The following is a 24,210-nucleotide window of genomic DNA, read 5'->3' as shown; positions in this document are numbered from 1 at the left end:
GCCGGCAGGGCCGCTCGCTACATTGGATTCATCATCTGCTGTGCGAGGCCACCGTTCATGTCGTCGGACTTCGATCTGGAAGCCCTGTTGTCCCCCCTGGAAGGCGATGCCCCCAGCGGACCCAACCTGGAGTACGACAGCGCCTTCATCGCGATGAACGAGGCGGGCCGCGCGCGCGCGGAGCAGGAGTACGGTGCCACGCTGATCGAGGGCGAGGGACCGGACTGGAGCGCGGTGCAGCAGCACGCCCTGGCGCTGCTGGCGCGCAGCCGCGACCTGCGCCCCGCCGTGTGGCTGGCACGCTGCGGCGCGCGCCGCGGCGGGCTGGCGGGTGCGGTCCAGGGCCTGGCACTGGTGCACGGCCTGCTGGACCGGTTCTGGGACAGCCTGCACCCGCAGCTCGACGCCGACGACGGCAACGACCCCACCGAGCGGCTCAACGCCCTGGCGCCCCTGGTGCACTACGCCGAGTTCATGGCCGACCTGCGCGCCGCCGCACTGACCAGCGGGCGTGGCGCGGCGCTGCGGGTGCGCGACGTCGAACTCGCCCTGGGGCATGCCACGCCGACCGAAGGCGAGTCCCCGCCCACCGAGACCGGCGTGCGCGAGGCGCTGCGCGATGCGATCGCCGCGGCACCGGCGTTGAGCGACACGCTGCGCCGCGGCTGGGAAACCGCCCGCGCCATCGTGGCGCTGATCGACGAGCGCGCTGGCGGCGCCCAGGGCCCCGACCTGGCGCCACTGGTGCAACTGCTGCGCGTGCTGGCCAAGGCCGCGCCCGACGATGCCACCGATGCCGCAGGGGCCCAGCCCGGCGCGGCCGAGGACCAGGGCGCGGGCAATGCGACCGGCCCCGCCGAGGCCCGGCTGCCTCGGGCTGCGGCGGCGCAACCGGGTGCCATCGGCAGCCGCCAGGACGCCATCGACGCCTTGGGGCGCGTGTGCAGTTGGATCGAGACGAACGAACCCAGCCACCCGGCGCCGCTGCTGATCCGCCGCGCCCAGCGGCTGATGAGCAAGAGCTTCATCGAGATCATCCAGGACCTCACCCCGGAGGCCGAGGCGGAGGTGCGCCGGCTGGCCGGCGTCACCGGCGATTGACCCGTCCGCCTGTCACTCCCGTCCCCAAAGCCGCCCCTCAACATCCCTGTCCCCTTCTTCCCCTTCTTCCACGGAGCCACCCATGGCCACCAGCAGCCAGAAGTTCATCGCCCGCAACCGCGCCCCGCGGGTGCAGATCGAATACGACGTCGAGTTGTACGGCGCCGAGAAGAAGGTGCAGCTGCCCTTCGTGATGGGCGTGCTCTCGGACCTCTCGGGCAAATCCAACAGCGAGCTGGCGCCGGTGGCCGAGCGCAAGTTCGTCGACATCGACGTCGACAACTTCGATGCGCGCATGAAGAGCATGAAGCCCAGCGTGGCCTTCCAGGTGCCCAACACGCTGACCGGCGAGGGCAACCTCTCGGTGGCGATCACCTTCGAGAACATGGACGACTTCTCGCCCGCCCGCGTGGCCGAGAAAGTCGACGGCCTGAAGCAGCTGCTCGAAGCCCGCAAGCAACTGGCCAACCTCATCAACTACATGGACGGCAAGACTGCCGCCGAGGAGCTGCTGGCCAAGGTGATCAAGGACCCGGCGCTGCTCGAATCGCTCAAGGCCGTCCCGCCGAAGCCGGCCGAGCCCGCCGCCGAGTGAAGACGCCGGTGTGAACGCGCCCCACAGAACGACCCCACCGATCCCAGCGGAGACCCCTCATGGCTGACGACACCCTGGCCACCTCGCAAAGCTCGCTGCTGCAGGGCATCACCTATGGCGAGAACGAGCTGTCCGCCCTGCTCGACCAGGCCTTCAAGTTCAAGACCGACGACGCCAAGACCGCCGTCGAGCAGGCCGTCCTGACGCTGGCGCAGCAGGCCCTGGCCCAGACCACGCTGATCAGCTCGGACGTGGTGGCCTCGATCGAAGCCCTGATCGCCGCCATCGACGCCAAGCTGTCCGCCCAGGTCAATGCCATCCTGCACCACGCCGACTTCCAGAAGCTCGAAAGCGCCTGGCGCGGCCTGCACTACCTGGTCAACAACACCGAGACCGACGAGATGCTGAAGATCCGCGTCTTCAACATCTCCAAGGCCGAGGTGGGCAAGACGCTGAAGAAGTTCAAGGGCACCGCCTGGGACCAGAGCCCGTTGTTCAAGCGCGTCTACGAGGAGGAGTATGGCCAGTTCGGCGGCGAGCCCTTCGGCTGCCTGGTGGGCGACTACTACTTCGACCACAGCCCGCCCGACGTGGAATGGCTGGGGGAGATGGCCAAGGTCTCGGCGGCCTCGCACACGCCCTTCATCGCAGCCGGCTCGCCCTCGCTGATGCAGATGAGCTCCTGGCAGGAGCTGGCCAATCCGCGCGACCTGACCAAGATCTTCACCACGCCCGAGTACGCCGCCTGGCGCTCGCTGCGCGAGTCGGATGACGCCCGCTACATCGGCCTGGCGATGCCGCGTTTCCTGGCCCGCCTGCCCTACGGCGCCAAGACCAACCCGGTGGAGGACTTCAACTTCGAGGAAGTCACCGACAGCGGCACCCACGCCAACTACACCTGGGCCAACTCGGCCTACGCGATGGCGGCCAACATCAACCGCTCGTTCAAGCTGTACGGCTGGTGCTCGCGCATCCGCGGCATCGAGTCGGGCGGCGCGGTGGAGGGCCTGCCTACGCACACCTTCCCGACCGACGACGGCGGCGTGGACATGAAGTGCCCCACCGAGATCGCCATCAGCGACCGCCGCGAGGCCGAGCTCGCCAAGAACGGCTTCATGCCCCTGGTGCACCGCAAGAACAGCGATTTCGCCGCCTTCATCGGTGCCCAGTCGCTGCAGAAGCCCGCCGAGTACGACGACCCGGACGCCACCGCCAACGCCGCGCTGGCCGCCCGCCTGCCGTATCTCTTCGCCACCTGCCGCTTCGCGCACTACCTGAAGTGCATCGTGCGCGACAAGGTCGGCTCCTTCAAGGAGCGCGACGACATGGCCAAGTGGCTGAACGCCTGGATCATGAACTACGTCGACGGCGACCCGGCGAACTCCTCCGAGGTCACCAAGGCGCAGAAACCGCTGGCCGCCGCCGAGGTGGTGGTCGAGGAGATTCCCGGCAACCCCGGCTACTACAGCTCCAAGTTCTACCTGCGCCCGCACTACCAGCTCGAAGGACTGACGGTGTCGCTGCGGCTGGTGTCCAAGCTGCCCTCGCTCAAGAAGGCCTGAAGCACCCGGAGCACAGCCGAACGAGCCCCGGCCACCCACCAAGTTCGACAAGCAACGAGCGTCAGCCCACTGACCACCGGCCGCCCAGCGGCCTCGCGCATCCGCCGCCTTCACATCGCGTCCCCACCCAGCACCCGCACCCGTTCACCGATCCATTCAGCTCATATTCATTAGGGGTACATCATGACGATCGACTGCCACATCAAGTTCGACGGTGTCACCGGCGAAGCCACCCACAAGGACCACAAGGGTGAGATCGAGGTCCTGTCCTGGAGCTGGGGCGCCAGCAACGCCAGCGGCCTGGCCGGCGGCGGCTCCGGCATGGGCAAGGGCAGCGCGTCGGACTTCAACTTCATGCACAAGTACGACAAGGCCTCGCCCGTGCTGGCCAAGCAATGCGCCTCGGGCAAGCACTTCCCGACCGTGGTGATGACGGCGCGCAAGTCCGGCGAAGGCCAGAAGGACTTCTTCAAAGTCTCGATGAAGGAGGTCTTCATCACCAGCGTGCAGCCCTCGGGCTCCAGCGGCGGCGAGATCATGGAGTCGGTGTCGATGAGCTACAAGGACATCGAGTTCTCCTACAAGCCGCAGGACGACAAGGGCGGCCTGGGTGGCGAGGTCAAGTTCGGCTGGAACCTGGCCACCACCGAGACGCGCTGAGCGCGCATCGCGCGCGGACCACGCTGACCGCGCGGCGCCGGCACGCTGCACCCGCCTGCGCCGGGCAATCGGCGCGGGGCCGGGCGTGGCTGCGCCAGCCCCGACGTCCATTCCACCGGGAGGCGGGCATGAGTGCCGACACCTACCTCAAGATCCAGACGCGCCGCGCCGGTGCGGTCAAGGGCGAGTCCACCGCGCCCGGCCATGCCGACGAGATCCAGCTGATCGGCTGGAGCTGGGGCGCCAGTGCCAGCTCGGCCATCGGCGCAGGCGTCAGCACCGCTCGCCGCTCGTACCGCAACCTGTGCGTCACCAAGGCGATCGACAGCGCCTCCACCGCCCTGCTCAGCGCCCTGGCCACCAACGACGAGGTCAAGGAAGCGCGCCTGATGATGCGCAAGGCCGGCGAGGGCCAGCAGGATTTCTACAGCATCACCCTCAAGGGCGCTCGCGTGGCGGGCATCGAACTGGAGTCCGATGCCGAGGGCCGCACCCAGGAGCGGGTGACCTTCACCTTCACCAAGGTCGAGGTGGAGTACCGCACGCAGCAGGTCAGCGGCTCGCGCGGTGCAGCCTTCACCTTCACCGACGAGTTGATCCCCACATGAACGCCGCCCAGGAGCTGATTCGGCAGGGCCGACCCCGCGCTGCGCTGGCCGCGCTGCAGCAGGAGGTACGCGCCCACCCGGGCGACGCGAAGCTGCGCATCTTCCTGTTCCAGCTGCTTTGTGTGCTGGGCCAGTGGCAGCGTGCGCTCGCCCAGCTGCAGGTCTGCGCCGAACTCGATGACGCCACGCTCGCGATGGTCGCCACGTACCGGGACGCGGTGCAGTGCGAGGCGGTGCGCGAGGCCGTCTTCGCCGGGCGCACCACGCCGATCGTCTTCGGCCCGCCGCCGGGCTGGGTGGCCCAGCTGGTCCAGGCCCTGCAGTGGCAGGCCGAGGGTCGCAGCGCTGCAGCCGCCAAGGCACGGGCCCAGGCGCTCGACACGGCGCCAGCGATCAGCGGCCAGCTCGACGGAGCGCCCTTCATCTGGCTGGCCGACGCCGATTCGCGCCTCGGCCCGCTGCTGGAGGTGGTGATGAACGGGCGCTACTGCTGGATCCCGCTGGCCACGCTGCGCCGCGTGGCGATCGATCCACCGGCGGACCTGCGCGACCTCGTCTGGGCACCGGCGCACCTGGCGTTCAGCAACGGCGCCGAATCGGTCGCACTGATCCCGACCCGCTACGTGCAGACCGCCGAGCTCGGCGCCGACGACGAGGCGCTGCTGATGGCCCGGCGCACCAACTGGCTGCCGCTCGACGCGCCCGGCCCCAGCGCCGACGGTGCGGAAGATTCGGCCCAGTACGCCGGCCTGGGCCAGCGCCTGCTGATCACCGACCAGGGCGAGCGCGGCCTGCTCGAGGTGCGCGAGATCGTGTTCGACGCACCGGCGAGCTGATGGCGAGACGCCTGATGTGATGGCCACCGCCGAGCCCCGCGAACGCCTGCAGCCGGCCTTGCTCGATCGCCTGCGCGACGACACTCGCCGGCAGGACGCCCTGCGCCAGTGGCGCGCGCCCAGCCGCTGGGGCCAGGCGGCGCTGGACCGCCTCGCCAGCGTGATCCCGACCCCGCCCTTGGCGCCGCCGCTCGGCGCCGCCGCGGCGGCGGAACCGGGCACCGGGCCGATCACGCCTGCCACGCCAGCCGCACCGGCAGCCGCCGCGGCCCCAGTCGGCATCGACGACCACCGCGTGATGACCAAGGCCGAGTTGCGCGAGGCGGTGCTGCGCGACCTGGCCTGGCTGTTCAACGCGGTGCAGTCGCTGTTGCCCGCCGAGGTCCAGCGCACCCCGGCGCTGGGAGACAGCGTGCTGAACTACGGCCTGCCGGCGCTGTCGGGCCAGCTGGCCTCGCGCATCGACGTCCCCTGGCTGGAACGCGCGATGCGCCAGGCGATCCTGCGCTTCGAGCCGCGCATCATCGCGGCAACGCTGAGCGTGCGCGCCATCGAGTTCTCCAGCGTGCTCGACACCCACAACGTGATCGAGTTCGAGATCCGCGGCGAGCTCTGGGCCCAGCCGATCCCGCTGGAGCTGCTGCTGCGCACCCAGGTGGACCTGGAAGCCGGGCAGGTGGTCGTGCGCGACTCCGGCGCGGCCGCCGCCGGCTCGCTGCGCTGACGGCCAGCGCCAACCCCGCTACCCCATGGACCCCCGCCTGCTGCGCCTGTACACCGAGGAGCTGGCCTACCTGCGCGAGATGGGCGCCGAGTTCGCTGCGGAGTTCCCGAAGGTGGCCGCCCGCCTGGGCATGGAGACGCTGGAGGTGGCCGACCCCTACGTCGAGCGGCTGCTCGAAGGGGTGGCCTTCCTCACCGCGCGTATCCAGCTCAAGATCGAGGCCGAGCAGCCACGCCTGATCGCCCACCTGTTGGAGTCGATCTACCCGAACTTCCTCGCGCCCGTGCCATCGATGCTGGTGTCGCGCCTGCACGTCGATCCGGCCGACCCCAACCTGACGCGCGGCCACCGCGTGCCCCGCGGCAGCGCACTGCAGTCGCAGCTGCTGCGCGGGCAGGAAACGCGCTGCGAGTTCCGCACCGCTCAGGACGTGACGCTCTGGCCGATCGAGCTGCTGGACGTGCGCTACTTCACCCACGCGCCCGACCTGCCGCTGGCGCGCCTGCCCCAGGCCCAGGGCGCACGCGGCGGGCTGCGCCTGCGCGTGCGCCTGGGTGGCGGCCTGCAATGGTCGCAGCTGCCGATGGACCAGCTGCGCCTGTACCTGAGCGCGCCGGACGACGTGGCCTGGCGGCTGCACGAGCTGCTCAGCACCGCGACGCTGGGCAGCTGGATCCACGCCCCAGCGCAGGGCGGCACCGGGGCCACTGCGCCGGCGGCGGCCAACGGCAGCCGCGCCTGGCTGGACGACCTGCCGCGGCGCTGGCGCGGGCCCGACAGCCTGCGCCCGGCCGGCCACGCCAACGACGAGGCGCTGCTGCCGGTGAGCCTGCGCGCCTTTTCCGGCTACCGCCTGCTGCAGGAGGTGGCCGCGCTGCCGCAGCGCCTGCTCTTCTTCGACCTGTGCGACCTGGCCGCGCGGCTGCAGGGGGCGCCGGGGCGCGAGGTGGAGTGGGTCATCCTGTTTTCGCGCGGGGATCCCGCCCTGGAACCGCTGGTGGACGCCGGGAGCCTCGCGCCTTTTTGTACCCCGGCGATCAACCTGTTCCCGAAACGGCTCGATCGCATCCAGCTCGGCCCCGGCGAGTGGGAGTACCACGTCGTGCCCGACCGCACCCGGCCGATGGACCACGAGGTGCACAGCCTGCTGTCGGTGCAGGGCTTCGGCACCGGCCGGCACGCGCTGCAGGACTTCCAGCCGCTGTACGCCAGCACGCACGCCGCGTCATCCGGCCCCGCGATGGACGGCGAGGCCGCCGCCGCACCGGGCCCCGCCGGGGCGCAGGGCTTCTACACGCTGCGACGCGAGCCGCGCCTGCTGTCGGCCAGCCAGCGGCGCAACGGCCCGCGCAGCGCCTACGTCGGCACGGAGGTCTTCCTCTCGCTGGTCGACGCCCGCCACGCCCCTTATGGCGAAGACGTGCGCCAGCTGGCCGTCCAGGCGCTGGTGACCAACCGCGACCTGCCGGTGCTGCTGCCCCAGGGCGGCAGCGGTGCGGCGGGTGCCAACGGCGCGGCCGGTGGAGCGGGTGCCGGTGCCGCCAGTACCGCCAGTACCGCCAGTGTGGCCGGCGCGTCGGCCTGGCGGCTGGACGCGCCCGGGCCGGTGCAGCGCGTGGACGTGCTGCGCGGCCCGACTCGGCCGGTGAGCCGCCAGCCGCTGGGCGAGATCGGCTGGCAGCTGGTCAGCCACCTGACGCAGAACCACCTCTCGCTGACCGGTGCCGACCCGCTCGCCAACGCCGCTGCGCTGCGCCGGATGCTGGCGCTGTACGGTGGACCGGAGGACGGCGGCTGGCAGCGCATGGTCGAGGGCGTGCAGAAGCTCGAGGTGCGCAGCGTGGTGCGGCGCCTGCCCTACCCCGGGCCGCTCGCCTTCGGCACCGGGCTGGCGCTGACGCTGGAGCTGGACGAGCTGGCCTTCCAGGGCTGCAGCGCGGTGCTCTTCGCCAGTGTGCTGGAGGTGTTCTTCGCCCGCCATGCGGCGATCAACAGCTTCAGCCAGCTCACGCTGCGCAGTACCCAGCGCGGCGAGCTGATGCGCTGGCCGCCGCGGCTGGGGCAGCGGGAGGCGGTATGAACTCGCCCGGCGCTGCGCCCGGGATGTCCACCACGACGGCAGTGGTCGACCCGCGCCTGGCCACCCTGCTGGCCGACGCGCACCTGCGGCCCTGGGCGCACGACTTCTACGCGCTGCTGCGCGCCATCGAGGCGCTGGCCGGCTCGCCGCGCTTCGGCCAGGCGCGCCGCCCGGCCCACGAGCCGCTGCGGCTGGGCCAGGACGCCGAGCTGGATTTCGCCAGCGCGCCGCTGGCCAGGCTCGAACTCGACCGGCCCCATGCCCCTCGCCTGGGCGTGCGCTTCTTCGGCCTGCTCGGCCCGCAGGGACCGCTGCCGCTGCACCTGACCGAGTGGGTGCGCGAGCGCCAGCGCAGCGCCGCCGATGACACCGCCGCCCGCTTCCTGGACCTGCTGCAGCACCGCCTGCTGGCGCTGTTCTACCGTGCCTGGGCCGAGGTCCAGCCCGCGGTGCAGAACGACCGCCCGGCGCAGGACCGCTATGCCGCCTGGCTGGGCGCGCAGATCGGGCTGGACCGGCAGGCCATCGCCGCGGATGCGGCCCAGCCCGCCGCGCTGCCGGCGCGCGACCAGCTGTTCCAGACCGGCCTGCTGTCCGGGCGCAGCCGCCACCCGGAGGGCCTGCGCGCGCTGCTGACGCAGGCCTTCGGTGTGCCGGTGCACATCATCGAGCACGTGGCCCATTGGATGGTGCTGGAGGACGAAGACCGCACCCGCCTGGGACGCCCCGGCCTGAGCCGCAGCGCGGCCCGCCCCTCCGGCAGTGCCCGCTCCGGCAGCCCCACATGGACGGCGCCCCGGCTGGGTCTCAACACGGTGGCCGGCCACAGACGGCGCGACCGCCAGTTCAAGTTCCGCATCATCGTCGGCCCGCTCGGGCTGGCGGACTACCGCAGCTTCCTGCCCGGCGGCGCCCGCGCCGCGCGGCTGGCCGACTGGGTGCACCGCTACGTTGGCGCCGACCTCGTCTGGGACCTCACGCTGTGCCTGCATGTCGATCAGGTGCCCGAGCCACGGCTGGGCCGCGACATCGCCCTGGGCCACACCAGCTGGCTGCGTTCGCCCCGGCCGCCTGCTGCCGGGGTGACGCCGCAGCACCGCGCCGACCTGCACCTGCACCCGGGCCGCCGCCGCGCGGCCGGCCCCGCTGGCGGGGCGAGCCCACCCATTCCATGACCTCCAGGAGCGCACCATGACCGACATCTCCCGCCGGGCCCTTTTCGGCAAGCTCAACCCGCTGGCCTACAAGGCCGTGGAGGGCGCGACGGTGTTCTGCAAGCTGCGTGGCAACCCCAAGGTCGAGCTGCAGCACTGGCTCTACCAGATCCTCAACACCCAGGACAGCGACCTGCACCGCCTGGTGCGCCACTACGGGCTGGACGCCGCGCAGCTCAGCCGCGACATGATCGCCGCGCTGGACCGCCTGCCCGGCGGCGCCAACGCGGTGACCGACCTGTCGATCTTCGTGGAGAACGCGGTCGAGCGCGGCTGGGTCTACGCCACGCTCCTGCTGGGCGAGATGCAGGTGCGCAGCGGCCATGTGCTGCTCGGCCTGCTCAAGACCGAGGGGCTGCGGCCCGCGCTGCTGGCGGTGTCGCGCCAGTTCGACCGCATCCCGGCCGACGACCTGGCCAGCCGCTTCCACGAGGTGCTGGCCGGCTCGCCCGAGGCGGCGCTGCGTGCCAGCGACGGCACGGTGGCCGGCGCCGTCGGTGACGAGGGCGCCGCCCCCGGCGAGGCCAGCGGCGCCCTGCCGCCGGCCGCACTCGGCAAGCAGGAAGCCCTGAAGCGCTACGCCGTGGACCTGACCGAGAAGGCGCGCCGGGGCGAACTCGACCCGGTGGCGGGGCGTGACGAGGAAATCCGCCAGATCATCGACATCCTGATGCGCCGGCGCCAGAACAACCCCATCCTGACCGGCGAGGCCGGCGTCGGCAAGACCGCGGTGGTGGAGGGCTTTGCCGCCCGGCTGGCGCAGGGCGACGTGCCGCCGCTGCTGCGCGACGTTTCGCTGATGGCGCTGGACATCGGCCTGATGCAGGCCGGCGCCAGCATGAAGGGCGAGTTCGAGCAGCGCCTGCGCTCGGTGATCGACGAGGTGCAGTCCTCGCCCAAGCCCATCATCCTGTTCATCGACGAGGCCCACACCCTGATCGGCGCGGGCGGCGCGGCCGGCACCGGCGACGCCGCCAATCTGCTCAAGCCGGCGCTGGCGCGCGGCAAGCTGCGCACCATCGCGGCCACCACCTGGGCCGAGTACAAGAAGCACATCGAGAAGGACCCGGCGCTGACGCGGCGCTTCCAGGTCGTGCAGGTGGGGGAGCCCGCCGAGGACCGGGCCGTGCTGATGCTGCGCGGCGTGGCCGGCGTGCTGGAGAAGCACCACCGCGTGGCGCTGCTGGACGAGGCCATCAGCGCGGCGGTGCGGCTGTCGCACCGCTACATCCCGGCGCGGCAGCTGCCCGACAAGGCGGTCAGCCTGCTCGACACCGCCTGCGCCCGCGTGGCCGTCAGCCAGCACGCCACCCCGGCCGAGCTGGAGGACACGCGCCACCGCCTGGAGGCGCTGAAGGTGGAGCGCGACATCATCGGCCGCGAGGCCGCCATCGGCATCGACGCCACGCGCCGCCAGGCGCGGGTGGACGAGGCCATTGCCCGCGAGGAGGCCCGCGCCGAGGCACTGGCCACGCGCTTCGAGCAGGAGAAGGCGCTGGTCGAGCGCGTGCTCGCGCTGCGCGCCCGGCTGCGTGGCGATGCTGCCCCAGCCGCCCCGGCCGCTCCGCTGCCCACCGCCGCGGCACCGGCCCCTGCCGTGGACGCTCCCGCGAGCGAACCGGCCGCGCCGCCCCTCACCGAGGAGGAGCGCGCCGCCGCGCTGGCCGAGCTGCAGGGCCTGCAGACCGAGCTGGGTGCCCTGCAGGGCGAGGCACCGCTGATCCTGCCCACCGTCGACGAGCAGGCGGTGGCCGCCGTGGTGCAGGACTGGACCGGCATCCCGGTGGGCCGCATGGTGCGCAACGAGGTGGAGTCCATCCTGCACCTGGCCGACACGCTGGAGCAGCGCATCATCGGCCAGCGCCATGCGCTGGACATGATCGCGCGGCGGGTGCAGACCTCGCGCGCCAAGCTCGACAACCCCGGCCGCCCGATCGGCGTGTTCATGCTCGCCGGCAGCTCCGGCGTGGGCAAGACCGAGACCGCGCTGGCGCTGGCCGAGGCGATGTACGGCGGCGAGCAGAACGTCATCACCATCAACATGAGCGAGTTCCAGGAGGCGCACACCGTCTCCACGCTCAAGGGCGCGCCCCCCGGCTACGTCGGCTATGGCGAAGGCGGCGTGCTCACCGAGGCGGTGCGCCGCCGGCCGTACAGCATCGTGCTGCTCGACGAGATCGAGAAGGCCCACCCGGATGTGCACGAGATCTTCTTCCAGGTCTTCGACAAGGGCTGGATGGAGGACGGCGAGGGCCGCTACATCGACTTCAAGAACACCATCATCATCCTCACCACCAACGTCGGCACGGACCTGATCGTCAGCCTGTGCAAGGACCCCGAGCTCCTGCCCGAGCCCGAGGCGGTGGCGCGCGCGCTGCGCGAGCCGCTGCTCAAGGTCTTCCCGCCCGCGTTGCTGGGCCGGCTGGTGACGATCCCCTACTACCCGCTGTCCGACGAGGTGCTGGCCGGCATCGTGCGGCTGCAGCTGCGCCGCATCGTCAAGCGGGTGCAGGACAACCACGGCATCCCGCTGGAGTACGGCGACGACCTGGTGCGCCACGTCATCGGCCGCTGCACCGAGACCGAGTCGGGCGGGCGGGCAATCGACGCCATCCTCACCAACACGGTGCTGCCGCGCATCTCGGTGGAGTTCCTGCAGCGCCTGGCCTCGGGCGAGCCGCTGCACCGGGTGCGGCTGGGGGTGGAGCACGGCGACTTCGCCTACGGCTTCGAGTGACCCGCGGCCCGGGCAGTGCCCGGGCATGACCTTCGTCCTTTGACCGTGACGGACTGCACACCTAGGCTGGCGGCGCTGTCCACGGTCGAGGATCCCATGCCCGCCACCCGGTTCTGGTTCCGGTTCCCTTTTGGGCCCCGCTCGGCGGTGGTCCTCATTGCGGCGCGCTGCCTGCTCGGCGCCGGACTGGCGCTGGGCACGACATCGGCCCCGGCGGCCGACCCGCCGGGGAGTACGGCCACGCTGGAGGTGAGCGCCTTCGAGGTCACCGGCAACACCCTGCTGCCCTTCCTCGACATCCAGCGCACCCTCGAGCCCTTCAAGGGCCGGCGCAGCGCGGCTGAACTGCAGGCTGCAGCGGACCGCCTGCAGGCGCTCTATGCCGAGGCCGGCTGGGGCGGCGTGGTGGTTTTCCTGCCCCCGCAGGACGCCGCCCGGCGCGCGCGCGGCATCCTCGCCCTGACGGTGCTGGAGGGCAAGGTGGGCCGCATCGTGGTGCGCGGCCAGGAGCAGTTCAGCGAGGCGAACGTGCGCGCCAGCCTGCCCGAGCTCGCCCCGGGGCGCACGCCCCACCTGCCCCGGCTGGATGCGCAGCTGCAGCTCGCCAACGAGAACGCCGCCAAGCACCTGCGCGTGCTGCTCAAGCCCGGCGAGCGCGCCGGCGAGACCGATGCGGAGGTGAGCGTCAGCGACATCCCCTACCAGCGCTTCACCCTGCTGGCCGACAACAGCGGCAACGCCCGCACCGGCCACTGGCGCGTCGGCCTGGGCTGGCAGCACGCCAACCTGAGCGACCACGACGACACGCTGGCGCTGCAGTACCAGACCTCCCCCACCCACACCTCGCGGGTGGACGTGCGCAGCCTCGCCTACCGCGTGCCCTTCTACGGCCCGCGCCTGCTGCTGGACGCCTTCGCGGCCCGCTCGGACATCGACGGCGGCAGCGTCGCGACCGCGCTGGGCGACATCCGCTTCAACGGCACCGGCCAGATCGCTGGCCTGCGCCTGGGCCACCTGCTGCCGCGCCTGGGCGGGGCCGACCAGCGCATCGCCCTCGGGCTGGACTGGCGCAAGTACCTGAACCGCTGCGAGATCGCCGGCCTGCCCACCGGCGCCTGCGGCACGGCGGCCGGCCGCGTCGTGGTGCTGCCGCTCTCGCTGGACTACAGCCTGCAGTCACCGGCCCCCAACGCGCTGGGCGGCAGCCTGTCCCTGCAGACCAACACCCGGCGCAGCGGGCGCGACAGCGACCTCGCCGCCTTCCAGGCCGTGCGCGCCGACGCCAAGCCGGGCTACTCGCTGCTGCGCCTGGGGCTGAACGGCGAATGGCGGCCCGCCCCGGCCTGGGGCCTGCGCGGCCGGCTGGCCTCGCAGCTCACCCGCGCGGCGCTGATCCCAGGCGAGCAGTTCGGTCTGGGCGGTGCAGGCTCGGTGCGCGGCTACCGCGAGCGCGAGCTGGCGGGCGACCAGGGCAGCGCGGCCTCGCTGGAGCTCGTGCAGACCCTCTGGCCCAACGAGGCGGCGACCGACGCCAGCGCGCCGCCCAGCCTGCTCCTGACTGGCCTGCGGGCGCAGTGGCTGGCCTTCATTGACACCGGGCGGGTGAGCAACCGCTACGGCACGCCCTGCCTGGACGGCCGCAGCGCCTGCAGCGCCCTGTCCTGGGGCCTGGGCCTGCGCCTGGGCTGGGGCGGCTGGCAGTTGACCCTGGACGTGGCGCGCGCCGAGCGGGCCGCCGCCGAGACCGAGCGGGGCGACTGGCGCGGCCACCTCGCCGCCAGCTACAGCCATTGAGCCCATCGAGCGACACCGCGGGAGCTCCCATGAACCGATCCCCGTTCCCCCACCCCGCCGCCGGCCGCCCCGCCGCCGGCCACCCCCCGGCCCGGCGCTGCCCCGGCACCTTCCGGCTGCACCCGCTCTGCCTGGCCCTGCTGGTGGCCTGGCTGCCAGTGCAGCCCACCGCCACCCTGGCGCAGGCACCGGCTCAGGCACCCGCACGCAGCACGCTGCCCAGCGGCATGACGGTGGTGCAGGGCCAGGCCAGCACGGTGACCCATGGCAGCCGGCTGACCATCACCAACTCGGCCAATGCGCTGCTGAACTGGCAGAGCTTCTCCATCGGCAGCGATGCCGCCGTGCGCTTCGAGCAGCCCGACGCCGCCAGCCGGGTGCTCAACCGCGTCACGGGCAACGACCCCTCGGCGATCTTCGGCCAGCTCAGCAGCAACGGCCAGGTCTGGCTGCTCAACCCCAACGGCGTGCTGTTCGGTCCCGGCGCTCGCATCGACGTGGCCGGGCTGGTCGCCTCGACGCTGAACATCGGCGATGCGCAATGGCGTGCCGGGCGCAGCCTGCTCACGGCGGGGGACAGCGCCCCGTCGGGCAGTGTCGTCAACCAGGGCGAGCTGCGCACCACCACCGGCGGGTACGTGCTGCTCGTGGGTGGCGTGGGCAGTACGGGCGGCGTGCGCAACGAAGGTGTCATCGACGCCCCGGGCGGCCGGGTGGCCCTGGCGGCCGGGCGCAGCATCGACCTGGCCGACAGCAGCACGCCCAACCTCGTCGTGCGCGTGGACACCAGCGCAGGCGACCCGGGGAGCGTCAGCAACCTGGGGCGCATCAGCGCGGCGGGCGGGCGCATCGACCTGGCGGCGGCCATCGTCAACCAGAGCGGCATCGTGCGCGCCGATACGCTGGACGACCTGGCCGGCCACGTCAGCCTGCGCGGCAGCGCGTCGGTCACGACCTCGGCCACCAGCCTGACCAGCGCCAGCGCGGGCAGCGGCACGATCGCCACCGCCGCCGGCACGATCCTGGCCGACAGCGGCCCCACGGGCACCTCGCTGCTGGCCGGCCAGTGGCTGGCCGAGAGCACCGGCGGCCAGGGCGGGCAGATCCGGCTGCTGGGCGAGCGCGTCGCGCTGCTCGATGGTGCCCGGGTGGACGCCTCCGGCGCGCGCGGCGGTGGCGAGGTACTGATGGGCGGTGGCGCGCAGGGGCGTGACCCCACCGTGCGCAATGCCCGCGCCACCTACGTGGCCCGCAGCGCACGCATCGCCGCCGATGCCACCGGCGAGGGCAACGGCGGTCGCATCATCGTCTGGGGCAGCGACACGGCCCGCGCCTACGGCCACTTCAGCGCCCAGGGCGGCCCGGCCGGCGGCGACGGTGGCCTGGTCGAGACCTCCGGCGGCTGGCTCGACGCCCGCCCGGCCTCGATGCGCACCGGCGCGCCGAAGGGCCGGGCCGGGACCTGGTTGCTCGACCCCTATGACCTGACCATCACCGACGCCGCCAACCTGACGACCGGCGATGTGCCGGTGACTGGCTCGGTCGATCCGCCGACAACCTACTTCAACCCGACCACCGACAGGGCGGTGCTGACTTCAGAGACCATCGAGGCCGCCCTGAACGCCGGCAACAACGTCTACATCGCAACCTCCAACACGGACACCACGGGGAGCGGGCTCATCAAACTGAGCTCAGCCAACATCAACGTCGCCCCACCGGCACCCGTCTCGCTGGCCATCGTGGCGGTGGGGGTCGTGGAAGTGGACCGCTCCGTCATCGAAAGCACTGCGCAGCCGATGAACGTGTACCTGATGTCCAACAACGCGAACAGCAGTTCGATCAGCTTCGCCAATGGTTCGCGCATCGTCACCGCCGACAGCGCCTACGGGGGGCAGCGCGACGGTGTCATCGAATTGGTGGCATCGAACGTGGCCTTCGGTGCCGGTACCTCACTGACCAGCCGGGCAGCGGGCAATGCGATCACCTTGCGGGGTTTGGCCAGCCCCAATCTGAGCAGCTTCATCAACACAGCTGGCGCCGCTGCGCTGAGCGCGCCGAACGGCCGTTGGCTGCTCTACGCCACCAACCCCACAGACACGAAGGCCTTCGACGCCGGAGGCCTGAACCACGGTGCCACGGTCTACAACAGCACCTACGCCGCCACCACCGACCCCGGCCTGGCGGGCAGCCACCTGCTGCTGTTCAGCGTGGCCCCGCGCCTGTACGCCACCGGCAGCGGCACGGCGCTGGCCAAGACCTACGACGGCGGCAACCAAATCATCGTCACCGGCTCCGGCCAGATCAGGGGCGAGATCAACGGCGACCGCATCCTCGGCTTCTTCACCGATGCCAACGCCGGCAGCGGCAAGACCATCGAGCTCTTCCCCGGCAACAACACCGCGCAGGGCATCGACCTGGCCGGCAAGCCGGTCTATGGCTATGACGCGGGCGAAAACGTCAACATCACGGCGGCAGTGATCACGGCGCCGGCCTTCACGCTCAGCGGCAGCATCGACGCCCGCCCCGTCACGCTCAGCGGCCTGACCGTCACCAGCCGCCCCTACGACGGCACGACCGCTGCGGCCTTCACCGGCGCCAGCCTCAGCGGCCTGGTCGGCAGCCAGACGCTCAACGTCACCACCAGCGCCACCTACGCCAACGCCAACGCCGGCCTCGGCAAGGCCGTCACCGGCACGGCGGCGCTGGCCGATGGCGGCAACGGCGGCCTGGCGGCCAACTACCTGCTCACCAACCCGGGCATCGCCACCACCGGCGACATCACGCCGCGGCCGGTGAGCGTCGGCGGCTTCACCGCCGCCAACCGCAGCTACGACGGCAGCACCGCCGCCACGCTCAGCGGCGGCAGCCTCACCGGCCTGGTCGGCAGCGAGCAGCTGACGATCAACGCCAGCGGCGTCTTTGCCGACCGCAACGCCGGCAGCGCCAAGACCGTCACCATCACCACCACGCTGGCCGACGGGCCCACGCCCGTGGGCGCGGCCGCTCCTGCGGGGCTGGCCGCCAACTACCAGCTCAGCAACCCGTCCACCACCACCACGGCCACCATCACCCCGCGCGACCTGGCGGTGAGCGGCGCCACCGCCGCCAGCAAGACCTACGACGGCAGCAGCGCCGCCACGATCAGCGCCTGGCAGCTCGCCAACGTCATCGGCAGCGACCAGGTGCAGGTGGGCAGCGGCAGCGGCCTGTTCGACAGCCCGGGCGCCGGCAGCGCCCGCGGCGTCACCGCCACGGCCACGGCGCTGGTGGGGAACGACGCCGCCAACTACCGCCTGGCCAGCGCCAGCGTGCGCACCCAGGCCAACATCGACCCCGCCGCGCTGTTCTACACGGCCACCCCGGCGGTGCGCCGCATCGGCGAGCCGCTGAACAACCTGGCCGGCTCGGTGACCGGCTTCGTCGCCGGCGAATCGCTGGCCAGCGCCACCACCGGCACGCTGCGGTTCACCACGCCCGCCACCCCCACCTCACCGGCCGGCCACTACGCCATCAACGGCTCGGGCCTGAGTGCCGCCAACTACCGCTTCGTGCAGTCCAGCGGCAACGCCACCGCGCTCGCGCTGGTCACCCCGCAGCCGGCCGACCAGCCCGCGCTGATCCCTGCCACGATCCTCCCGCCGGCGCGCCCGTCCAGCCCCACCGACGGCCGCACGCTCGATGCCAGCGGCGCGCTGCGCTACGACGCCGACGGGCGCATCCGCTTCGGCCCCGTGGATGTGCAGAACCTGCCCGGCGACCGGCTGAGCGCCATCCTGGAGACGCGGCTGCGCTTCAAGCAGTCCGTGCTGGCCGCCGCACGCGGCCAGCTCGAGAACGACCCCACCCTGGCCGACGCCCCCGCCTGCCTGACGCTGGAGCAGGTGGACAGCGGCACCTGCCTGGTGACCGAGGAGCTCAAGGCCCGCGCCCGCGACCGCCAGCAACTCGCCACCGCGCCCGGCGGCCTCGTGCAGCCACCCGCGCCGGTGCAGGCACCGGCCCCGGCGACAGGGCCGTCTCCAGCGCCGTCTCCAACGCCGTCTCCAGCCCCGTCCCCAGCCCCGGCTGCAGCACCTGTCACCCCCGCACCCGGCAGCGCCACCGCCGCCCTGCCTCGCCCGCCGACCACCGGCCGGCCGGTGCTGCGCAACGCGGCGCTGCCGCAGATCCAGCGCAAGATCGCCGTGGTGATCGGCATCGACCAGTACGCCGACACCCGCATCCCCAGCCTGGATGGCGCCCGCCACGACGCCGACGCTGTGGCCAACCTCTTCAGCAGCCGGTTGGGCTACGAGACCGTGCTGATCCCCGACGCCAGCCGCGAGGCGATCCTGCGCGGCCTCAACCGCGTCGCCCTGCAGGCCGGCCCCAGCGACTCGGTGATCGTCTACTACGCCGGCCACGGCGAGCTGATCGAGAAGACCCGCCTGGGCTACTGGCTGCCCGCGAACGCCCGCGTGGACCAGCCGCAGACCTGGATCTCCAACAACGACATCGGCCGGCTGATGGCGCGCATCTCCGCCTCGCAGGTGGCGCTGATCTCCGACAGCTGCTTCTCCGGCAGCCTGGTCGGCAGCGAGGCGCTGCGCACCGCGGCGGATGCCGATGCCGCCGCGCTGCTGCAGCGCCGCAGCGCCGTGGTGATGTCCTCCGGCGGCAACGAGCCGGTGGCCGACTCGGGCAAGGACGGCCACTCGCCCTTCACCTGGAACCTGCTGCGCCACCTCGAACAAGTATCGACCTGGCGCCCCGGCGGCAACGTCTTCGAGCAGGTCCGCCAGGCCGTGATGCGCGAGGTACCTCAGCGCCCGCGCTACGGCCCGGCGCTGACCGGCCGGCACGAGGCGGGCGGCGACTACCTCTTCGAGACGAGGCTCTATGAGTGAGCAGGCCCTGGCCGAGGCGGTCCGCCTGCTGCGCAGCGAGCAGTTGCCGGCCGCAGAGGCCGCACTCACGGCGCTGCTCGCGGCCGAGCCCGCGCAGCCCGACGCGCTGCACTACCTCGGCGTCCTGCGCCACATCCAGGGCCGCAGCCTGGAAGGCATCCGGCTGATCCGGCAGGCGCTGGAGCAGGCGCCGGGGGCAGCAGGCATCTGGAACAACCTGGGCAACATCCTGCTGGAGTGCGGCGAGCTGGAGGAGGCTGCGCAGGCCTACCAGCGCAGCCTGGCACAGGACGCCGCCCAGCCGCAGGCCCACAACAACCTGGCCACGCTGCACCGCCGGCAGGGCCGCTGGGCCGAGGCGGAGGGGGCCTGCCTGCAGGCGCTGCAGGCCGATCCGGGCCTGCCGGACGCCTGGTACAACCTCTCGCTCATCCTGCTCGGGCAGGGCCGTGTGCGGGAAGGGCTGGAGGCCAACAGCCGCGCCATCCTGCTCTGGCCGCGGCAACTGCTGGCACGCGAGCAGGTGCTGCGTGCCCTGATCGTGCTCGGCCAGCTCGACGAGGCCGCCCGGCTGTACCGCGACTGGCTGGCCGAGGAGCCCGACAACCCCGTGGTGCAGCACCAGTACGCGGCCTGCCTGCAGGGCCTGGCGGCCCAGGGCGTTCCGCAACCCCAGGGCGATGCGAGCGGGCCGCCCGCGCCCAGCCGGGCCAGCGATGCCTACGTCGAGACGCTGTTCGACCACTTCGCCGCCAGCTTCGACGCCAAGCTGGGCCAGCTCCACTACCGCGCGCCGGAGCGGGTCGCCACGGCGGTGCGCGAGGCGCTTGGCGAGCCACCGGGCCAGGCCGCCGCCAAACTCAACGTGGCCGACCTGGGCTGCGGCACGGGCCTGTGCGGCCCGCTGATCCGCCCCTGGGCGGCCCGGCTGGCCGGCTGCGACCTCTCGGTGGGCATGCTGCGCCAGGCCAAGGCACGCGGCGTCTACGACCTGCTGCACAAGGCCGAGCTGGTGTACTACCTGGACACGCAGCCCGGCCAGTTCGACCTGCTGGTCTGTGCCGACACGCTCTGCTACTTCGGCGACCTCCAGCCCGTGCTGGCCGCCGCCCGGCGCGCGCTGCGGCCCGGCGGGTACTTCGTCTTCACCGTCGAGCGGCTGGGCTTCGACAACGCCACCGGCTGGCAGCTGCAGCCCAACGGGCGCTACGCCCACACCCTGGCCTACCTGGAGACCGGCGCGGCCCAGGCCGGCCTGAGGCTTCACGCAGCCCGGGCCGACACCCTGCGGCAGGAGGCGGGGCAGCCCGTGTCCGGCTGGGTCGTCACCCTCGCGCAGCCCGGAAAGTGACTTTCGTCGCTGCCCAGCGCGGCGGTGCCTGCCTATCGTCCACCTGAACGCTGTCAACGCCGCCCGCCCGCCTCATGCCCCCGCCCATCACGCTGAGCTCCCCGTTGCCCGACGACGTGCTGCGCTTCGAGTCGATGAGCGTCACGGCCGGGCTGAGCATGCTGGGCGAGATGCAATTGGGCCTGCTCAGCCCCAAGGCCGACCTCAAGCCCGAGGCCCTGCTGGGCAAGCCGGTGCTGGTGAAGGTGGCGCTGCCCGAAGGCGGCACGCGCCCGTTCCATGGCTACGTCACCCGCTTCGGACTGGGCTCCAGCCGCGGCCGGTATCACGGCTGGCAGGCCACGGTGCGCCCGTGGTTGTGGTTCCTCACCCGCACGTCGGACTGCCGCATCTTCCAGGAACAGACGGTGCCGGACATCGTCAAGAAGGTGTTCCAGGACCACGCCATCGCCGACTTCGAGTTCAAGCTCTTTCGCAGCTACAAGCCCTGGGTGTACTGCGTGCAGTACCGCGAGAGCGACTTCAACTTCGTCGCCCGGCTGCTGGAGCATGAGGGCATCTACTGGTACTTCGAGCACAGCGACGGCGCACACAAGCTCATCCTGGTGGATTCGGCCAGCGCCCACGACCCGGTGCCCGCGCCCGAGGCCCTGCCCTACTACGAGAACGGCGGCCAGCGCGCCAGCGGCCTGCCGATCATCAGCCAGTGGACCTTCAGCCGCGAGGTCCGCACCGGCAAGGTGGTGCTGACCAGCTACGACTTCGAGCGCCCCTCCACCAGCCTGCAGGTGGAAAACGCCAAGGCCCGCGGCCACGAACTGGCCGACTACGAGCTGTTCGACTTCCAGGGCGACTACGTCCAGAGCGCCGACGGCAGCCAGTGGGCCGAGGACCGTGTCGACGAGATGCAGGCGCGGTTCCAGCTGCTGCACGGCAGCAGTGACGCCCACAACCTGGCGGTGGGCCACACCGTCTCGATGCTCAACCACCCCCGCGACGACCAGAACGCCAAGTACCTCATCACCGGCCTGAGCGTGCACGCGCAGGTGGAAGGCGACCAGTCCGGATCCAGCGCGGGCGGCTTCCATTGCGACTTCTCCGCCATCCCGGCCGAGCAGCAGTTCCGCCCCAGCCGCCGCACCCCCAAGCCCTTCGTGCAGGGCCCGCAGACCGCCCTGGTGGTCGGCCCCGGCGGCGAGGAGATCTTCACCGACAAATACGGCCGCGTGAAGGTGCAGTTCCACTGGGACCGCTACGGCAAGAAGGACGAGAAGAGCTCCTGCTGGGTACGCGTCTCGCACCCCTGGGCAGGTAAGAACTACGGCGCCATCCACATCCCCCGCATCGGCCAGGAGGTGGTGGTCGACTTCCTCGAAGGCGACCCCGACCAGCCGCTCATCACCGGCCGCATCTACAACGCCGAGCAGATGCCGCCCTGGGACCTGCCCGCCAACGCCACGCAGAGCGGCATCCTCACGCGCAGCAGCAAGGGCGGCGCCTACGACAAGGCCAACGCCATCCGCTTCGAGGACAAGTCCGGCGCGGAGCAACTCTGGATCCACGCCGAGAAGAACCAGGACATCGAGGTCGAGAACGACGAAACCCACTGGGTCGGCCACGACCGCAGCAAGACCATCGACCACGACGAGACGACGCAGGTCAAGCACGACCGCACCGAGACGGTGGGCAACAACGAGACGATCACGATTGGCGTGGATCGCACCGAGTCGGTCGGTAGCAACGAGACCATCACCATCGGGGTGAACCGGACCGAGTCGGTGGGCGCCAACGAAACGATCAGCATCGGCGCCAACCGCAGCATCACGGTCGGCGCCAGCGAGACCGCCACCGTGGCGCTGCAACGCACCCACGCCGTGGGCGTCAACGAGTCGATCGCCATCGGCGCGGCGCAGGAAATCGCCATCGGCGCCGCGCAGGTGGTGGCGGTGGGCGCAGCGCAGACCATCACCGTGGGCGCCAACCAGTCCACCAGCGTCGGTGCGAACCAGAGCAACGACATCGGCGCCAATCAGAGCACCAACGTCGGCTCCAACCGCAGCATCCAGGTCGGCGGCGACCAGTCCACCAGCGTGGGCAAGGGCCGCAGCGCCTCGGTCACCAACGACGACGCCCTCAAGGTCGGCAAGAACCTCGTCATCGACGCCGGCGACTCCGTCACCATCAAGACCGGCAGCGCCAGCATCACGATGAAGAAGGACGGCACGATCACCATCAAGGGCAAGGACATCACGCTCGACGGCTCGGGAAAGATCAACGTGAAGGCGAGCGGGGATGTGGTGATCAAGGGCAGCAAGGTCGGGGTGAATTGAGGGCCGTGAGATGAAGCCGAACGAGGTTCCCGTCGAACTCCTGACGACAGATCCGTCGCCGGCAGCCAGCGCCTTCGAGCGGCTGCAGCAGCAGCCCACCACGCTCCAAGCCAAGGCCATGCTCGCACCCGCGATCGGCCGACTCCATGGCTTTGACCTCCTGGATCAGCCAGTCGTGGCAGCCCTCCCTGCCACGCCAGGCGGCTTGCTGCCAGCGCGCACCACGGTCCCCCTTCGTCGCACGATGCTCGGCCGTGAGGTGCTGGTCATCTTCGAGAACGCAGACGCGGGCAAGCCGGTGATCGTGGGAGTGATCGAGCCCAACGCGCTTCTCGATGAGCCCGCCGCCAAACCGATGCCAGCCTCGGTCCAGGCCGATGGTGAACGCCAGGTGATCGAGGCCGAGCGCGAAATCGTCCTGAAGTGCGGTGACGCCAGCATCACGCTCACCTGTGCAGGCAAGGTCATCATCCGCGGCAACTACATCTTGAGCCGGTCCACCGGCTACAACAAGATCAAGGGCGCGGCGATCGACATCAACTGACGAACCTGGCCCGGCCATGTGGATGCTCGACAACCGCACCCCCTTCGCCGCCGAACGCGGCTGGGTGCGTGACCGCGACGGCGCCGAAATCTGGCTGGTGGCGGTGAAGGCGACCTTCGACATCCTGGCGGATGGCTCGACCCAGGTCTCCAAGGTGCAGCCGCCCGTCCTGCGCCTGCCCGAGCACCACGGCGAACCCGGTCAGAGCAGCATCCGATATGACGCCGACCTCGTCCTGACCAAGAAGACCACCGACGTGATCGTCGTCGGCCATGCCTGTGCACCGCCCGGTCGCGCGGTGACCCAGACCGATGTCGGCTTCAAGGTGGGCCCGGTGCAGAAGGTGCTGCGTGTCTTCGGCAACCGGCGTTGGGGTCCCTTCGGCGCCACGGAACCCGAGCCCTTCGAGCGCATGCCGCTGGTCTACGAGCGCGCCTTCGGGGGCGTCGACACCAAGTCGAAGACGCCCGAGAAGGACTGGGAATGGCGCAATCCGGTCGGGACCGGCTACGCCATCGCCAGTGCCCATGCCGATGACGCGCCATTGCCGAATGTCGAGCACCCCAAGGAGCTGATCGGCTCGTGGCGTGATCAGCCCGAACCGGCCGGCTTCGGCGTCATCGCCAGCCACTGGCAGCCGCGTGTCGGCCTGGCCGGCACCTACGACGACCACTGGATGAAGACCCGCCAGCCTCTGCTGGCCGAGGATCTGGACGACCGCTACTTCCAGAGCGCCCCGGCCGATCAGCAGGCCCCCCAGTGGCTGCGCGGCGGCGAGCCGGTGGTGCTGCTGCGCTTGACACCCGGCCAGGACCTGCGATTCACGCTGCCCAAGCTGTACCTGGGCTTCGAGACCCGCTTCTATGACGGCAGCCGGGAGGTCCATCAACGCAAGAACCTGCACACGGTGATCCTGGAACCGGATTTCCCACGCGTGTCGCTGGTCTGGCACAGCGCGCTGCCGTGCCACTTCAAGGTACAGAAGCTCGAACGCACCGTGATCTCACTGAAGACCGACCTGAGCACCGGTGCGCCCGTGGTCGAAGACGACGAGTTCGAGCTCGCCTAGGCGGCCGATGGACGAAGCGGTCTACATCGTTGGCATCGGCGCCTGCACCCCGGTGGGCCGAACCGCTTGGTCCAGCGCCGCAGCCGTGCGAGCCGGCATCGGCGGCTTCACGCAGCACC

At 71.5% G+C, this 24,210-nt stretch carries 16 protein-coding genes; all 16 read left to right on the top strand.

The annotated features are described in order from the left end of the window. Positions 1-57: 57 nt before the first annotated feature. The 16 genes from tssA to NGK70_RS09185 all read left to right on the top strand — a co-directional run bounded on the left by tssA (position 58) and on the right by NGK70_RS09185 (position 24,091). Entirely contained in the window at positions 58-1,101 is a 1,044-nt protein-coding gene (gene tssA / locus NGK70_RS09260; protein WP_251972955.1) for a type VI secretion system protein TssA, read from the top strand. 82 nt (positions 1,102-1,183) lie between these two features. Then, entirely contained in the window at positions 1,184-1,696 is a 513-nt protein-coding gene (gene tssB, locus NGK70_RS09255; RefSeq protein ID WP_251972954.1) for a type VI secretion system contractile sheath small subunit, read from the top strand. Between the two features lie 59 nt (positions 1,697-1,755). Further along, complete coding sequence (gene tssC / locus NGK70_RS09250; protein ID WP_251972953.1) at positions 1,756-3,258, top strand: type VI secretion system contractile sheath large subunit; 1,503 nt, start codon at positions 1,756-1,758, stop codon at positions 3,256-3,258. A 183-nt stretch (positions 3,259-3,441) separates the two neighbouring features. Further along, positions 3,442-3,918 carry an Hcp family type VI secretion system effector gene (locus NGK70_RS09245; RefSeq protein ID WP_251972952.1) on the top strand — a complete coding sequence of 159 codons (477 nt, stop codon included), beginning with the start codon at positions 3,442-3,444 and terminating at the stop codon, positions 3,916-3,918. A 128-nt stretch (positions 3,919-4,046) separates the two neighbouring features. Then, positions 4,047-4,526: an Hcp family type VI secretion system effector gene (locus NGK70_RS09240; RefSeq protein ID WP_251972951.1), complete on the top strand. Its 480-nt coding sequence runs from the start codon at positions 4,047-4,049 to the stop codon at positions 4,524-4,526. Then, on the top strand, positions 4,523-5,362 hold the full coding sequence (locus NGK70_RS09235) for a type VI secretion system accessory protein TagJ (protein WP_251972950.1): 840 nt from the start codon (positions 4,523-4,525) through the stop codon (positions 5,360-5,362). Before NGK70_RS09240 ends, NGK70_RS09235 begins: the two co-directional genes overlap by 4 nt. A 19-nt stretch (positions 5,363-5,381) precedes the next feature. Then, a complete protein-coding gene (gene tssE, locus NGK70_RS09230; RefSeq protein ID WP_251972949.1) occupies positions 5,382-6,086 on the top strand; it encodes a type VI secretion system baseplate subunit TssE in 705 nt (234 codons plus the stop codon). Positions 6,087-6,111: 25 nt separating this feature from the next. After that, positions 6,112-8,166 carry a type VI secretion system baseplate subunit TssF gene (gene tssF / locus NGK70_RS09225; RefSeq protein ID WP_251972948.1) on the top strand — a complete coding sequence of 685 codons (2,055 nt, stop codon included), beginning with the start codon at positions 6,112-6,114 and terminating at the stop codon, positions 8,164-8,166. A 23-nt stretch (positions 8,167-8,189) separates the two neighbouring features. Continuing rightward, positions 8,190-9,341 carry a type VI secretion system baseplate subunit TssG gene (gene tssG, locus NGK70_RS09220; protein WP_251972947.1) on the top strand — a complete coding sequence of 384 codons (1,152 nt, stop codon included), beginning with the start codon at positions 8,190-8,192 and terminating at the stop codon, positions 9,339-9,341. 16 nt (positions 9,342-9,357) lie between these two features. Next, a complete protein-coding gene (tssH, locus tag NGK70_RS09215; protein WP_251972946.1) occupies positions 9,358-12,117 on the top strand; it encodes a type VI secretion system ATPase TssH in 2,760 nt (919 codons plus the stop codon). Positions 12,118-12,213: 96 nt separating this feature from the next. Next, on the top strand, positions 12,214-13,911 hold the full coding sequence (locus NGK70_RS09210; RefSeq protein ID WP_251972945.1) for a ShlB/FhaC/HecB family hemolysin secretion/activation protein: 1,698 nt from the start codon (positions 12,214-12,216) through the stop codon (positions 13,909-13,911). A gap of 29 nt (positions 13,912-13,940) precedes the next feature. Next, positions 13,941-18,797: a YDG domain-containing protein gene (locus NGK70_RS09205; protein WP_251972944.1), complete on the top strand. Its 4,857-nt coding sequence runs from the start codon at positions 13,941-13,943 to the stop codon at positions 18,795-18,797. Then, the gene (locus tag NGK70_RS09200) at positions 18,790-20,148 is read left to right on the top strand and encodes a tetratricopeptide repeat protein (RefSeq protein ID WP_251972943.1); all 1,359 of its coding nucleotides are present in this window, start codon (positions 18,790-18,792) and stop codon (positions 20,146-20,148) included. Before NGK70_RS09205 ends, NGK70_RS09200 begins: the two co-directional genes overlap by 8 nt. Before the next feature lie 74 nt (positions 20,149-20,222). Beyond that, on the top strand, positions 20,223-22,478 hold the full coding sequence (locus NGK70_RS09195; protein ID WP_251972942.1) for a type VI secretion system Vgr family protein: 2,256 nt from the start codon (positions 20,223-20,225) through the stop codon (positions 22,476-22,478). A 10-nt stretch (positions 22,479-22,488) separates the two neighbouring features. Then, entirely contained in the window at positions 22,489-23,022 is a 534-nt protein-coding gene (locus NGK70_RS09190; protein ID WP_251972941.1) for a DUF6484 domain-containing protein, read from the top strand. A 16-nt stretch (positions 23,023-23,038) separates the two neighbouring features. Next, positions 23,039-24,091: a DUF2169 family type VI secretion system accessory protein gene (locus NGK70_RS09185; protein WP_251972940.1), complete on the top strand. Its 1,053-nt coding sequence runs from the start codon at positions 23,039-23,041 to the stop codon at positions 24,089-24,091. Positions 24,092-24,210: the final 119 nt, after the last annotated feature.

Source organism: Sphaerotilus microaerophilus, assembly GCF_023734135.1.
Lineage (GTDB): Bacteria > Pseudomonadota > Gammaproteobacteria > Burkholderiales > Burkholderiaceae_C > Sphaerotilus > Sphaerotilus microaerophilus.
Note: the sequence above shows the minus strand (reverse complement) of the source record. Positions and strands in the feature narration are given on the sequence as shown.

Bases quoted from the DNA above. Each gene is read 5' to 3' on its own strand.
- tssE (WP_251972949.1), top strand. From the start codon at position 5,382: ATGGCCACCGCCGAGCCCCGCGAACGCCTGCAGCCGGCCTTGCTCGAT.
- tssG (WP_251972947.1), top strand. From the start codon at position 8,190: ATGTCCACCACGACGGCAGTGGTCGACCCGCGCCTGGCCACCCTGCTG.
- NGK70_RS09185 (WP_251972940.1), top strand. From the start codon at position 23,039: ATGTGGATGCTCGACAACCGCACCCCCTTCGCCGCCGAACGCGGCTGG.
- NGK70_RS09190 (WP_251972941.1), top strand. From the start codon at position 22,489: ATGAAGCCGAACGAGGTTCCCGTCGAACTCCTGACGACAGATCCGTCG.
- NGK70_RS09200 (WP_251972943.1), top strand. From the start codon at position 18,790: ATGAGTGAGCAGGCCCTGGCCGAGGCGGTCCGCCTGCTGCGCAGCGAG.
- tssA (WP_251972955.1), top strand. From the start codon at position 58: ATGTCGTCGGACTTCGATCTGGAAGCCCTGTTGTCCCCCCTGGAAGGC.
- NGK70_RS09195 (WP_251972942.1), top strand. From the start codon at position 20,223: ATGCCCCCGCCCATCACGCTGAGCTCCCCGTTGCCCGACGACGTGCTG.
- tssH (WP_251972946.1), top strand. From the start codon at position 9,358: ATGACCGACATCTCCCGCCGGGCCCTTTTCGGCAAGCTCAACCCGCTG.
- tssC (WP_251972953.1), top strand. From the start codon at position 1,756: ATGGCTGACGACACCCTGGCCACCTCGCAAAGCTCGCTGCTGCAGGGC.
- NGK70_RS09245 (WP_251972952.1), top strand. From the start codon at position 3,442: ATGACGATCGACTGCCACATCAAGTTCGACGGTGTCACCGGCGAAGCC.
- tssB (WP_251972954.1), top strand. From the start codon at position 1,184: ATGGCCACCAGCAGCCAGAAGTTCATCGCCCGCAACCGCGCCCCGCGG.
- NGK70_RS09205 (WP_251972944.1), top strand. From the start codon at position 13,941: ATGAACCGATCCCCGTTCCCCCACCCCGCCGCCGGCCGCCCCGCCGCC.
- NGK70_RS09235 (WP_251972950.1), top strand. From the start codon at position 4,523: ATGAACGCCGCCCAGGAGCTGATTCGGCAGGGCCGACCCCGCGCTGCG.
- NGK70_RS09210 (WP_251972945.1), top strand. From the start codon at position 12,214: ATGCCCGCCACCCGGTTCTGGTTCCGGTTCCCTTTTGGGCCCCGCTCG.
- NGK70_RS09240 (WP_251972951.1), top strand. From the start codon at position 4,047: ATGAGTGCCGACACCTACCTCAAGATCCAGACGCGCCGCGCCGGTGCG.
- tssF (WP_251972948.1), top strand. From the start codon at position 6,112: ATGGACCCCCGCCTGCTGCGCCTGTACACCGAGGAGCTGGCCTACCTG.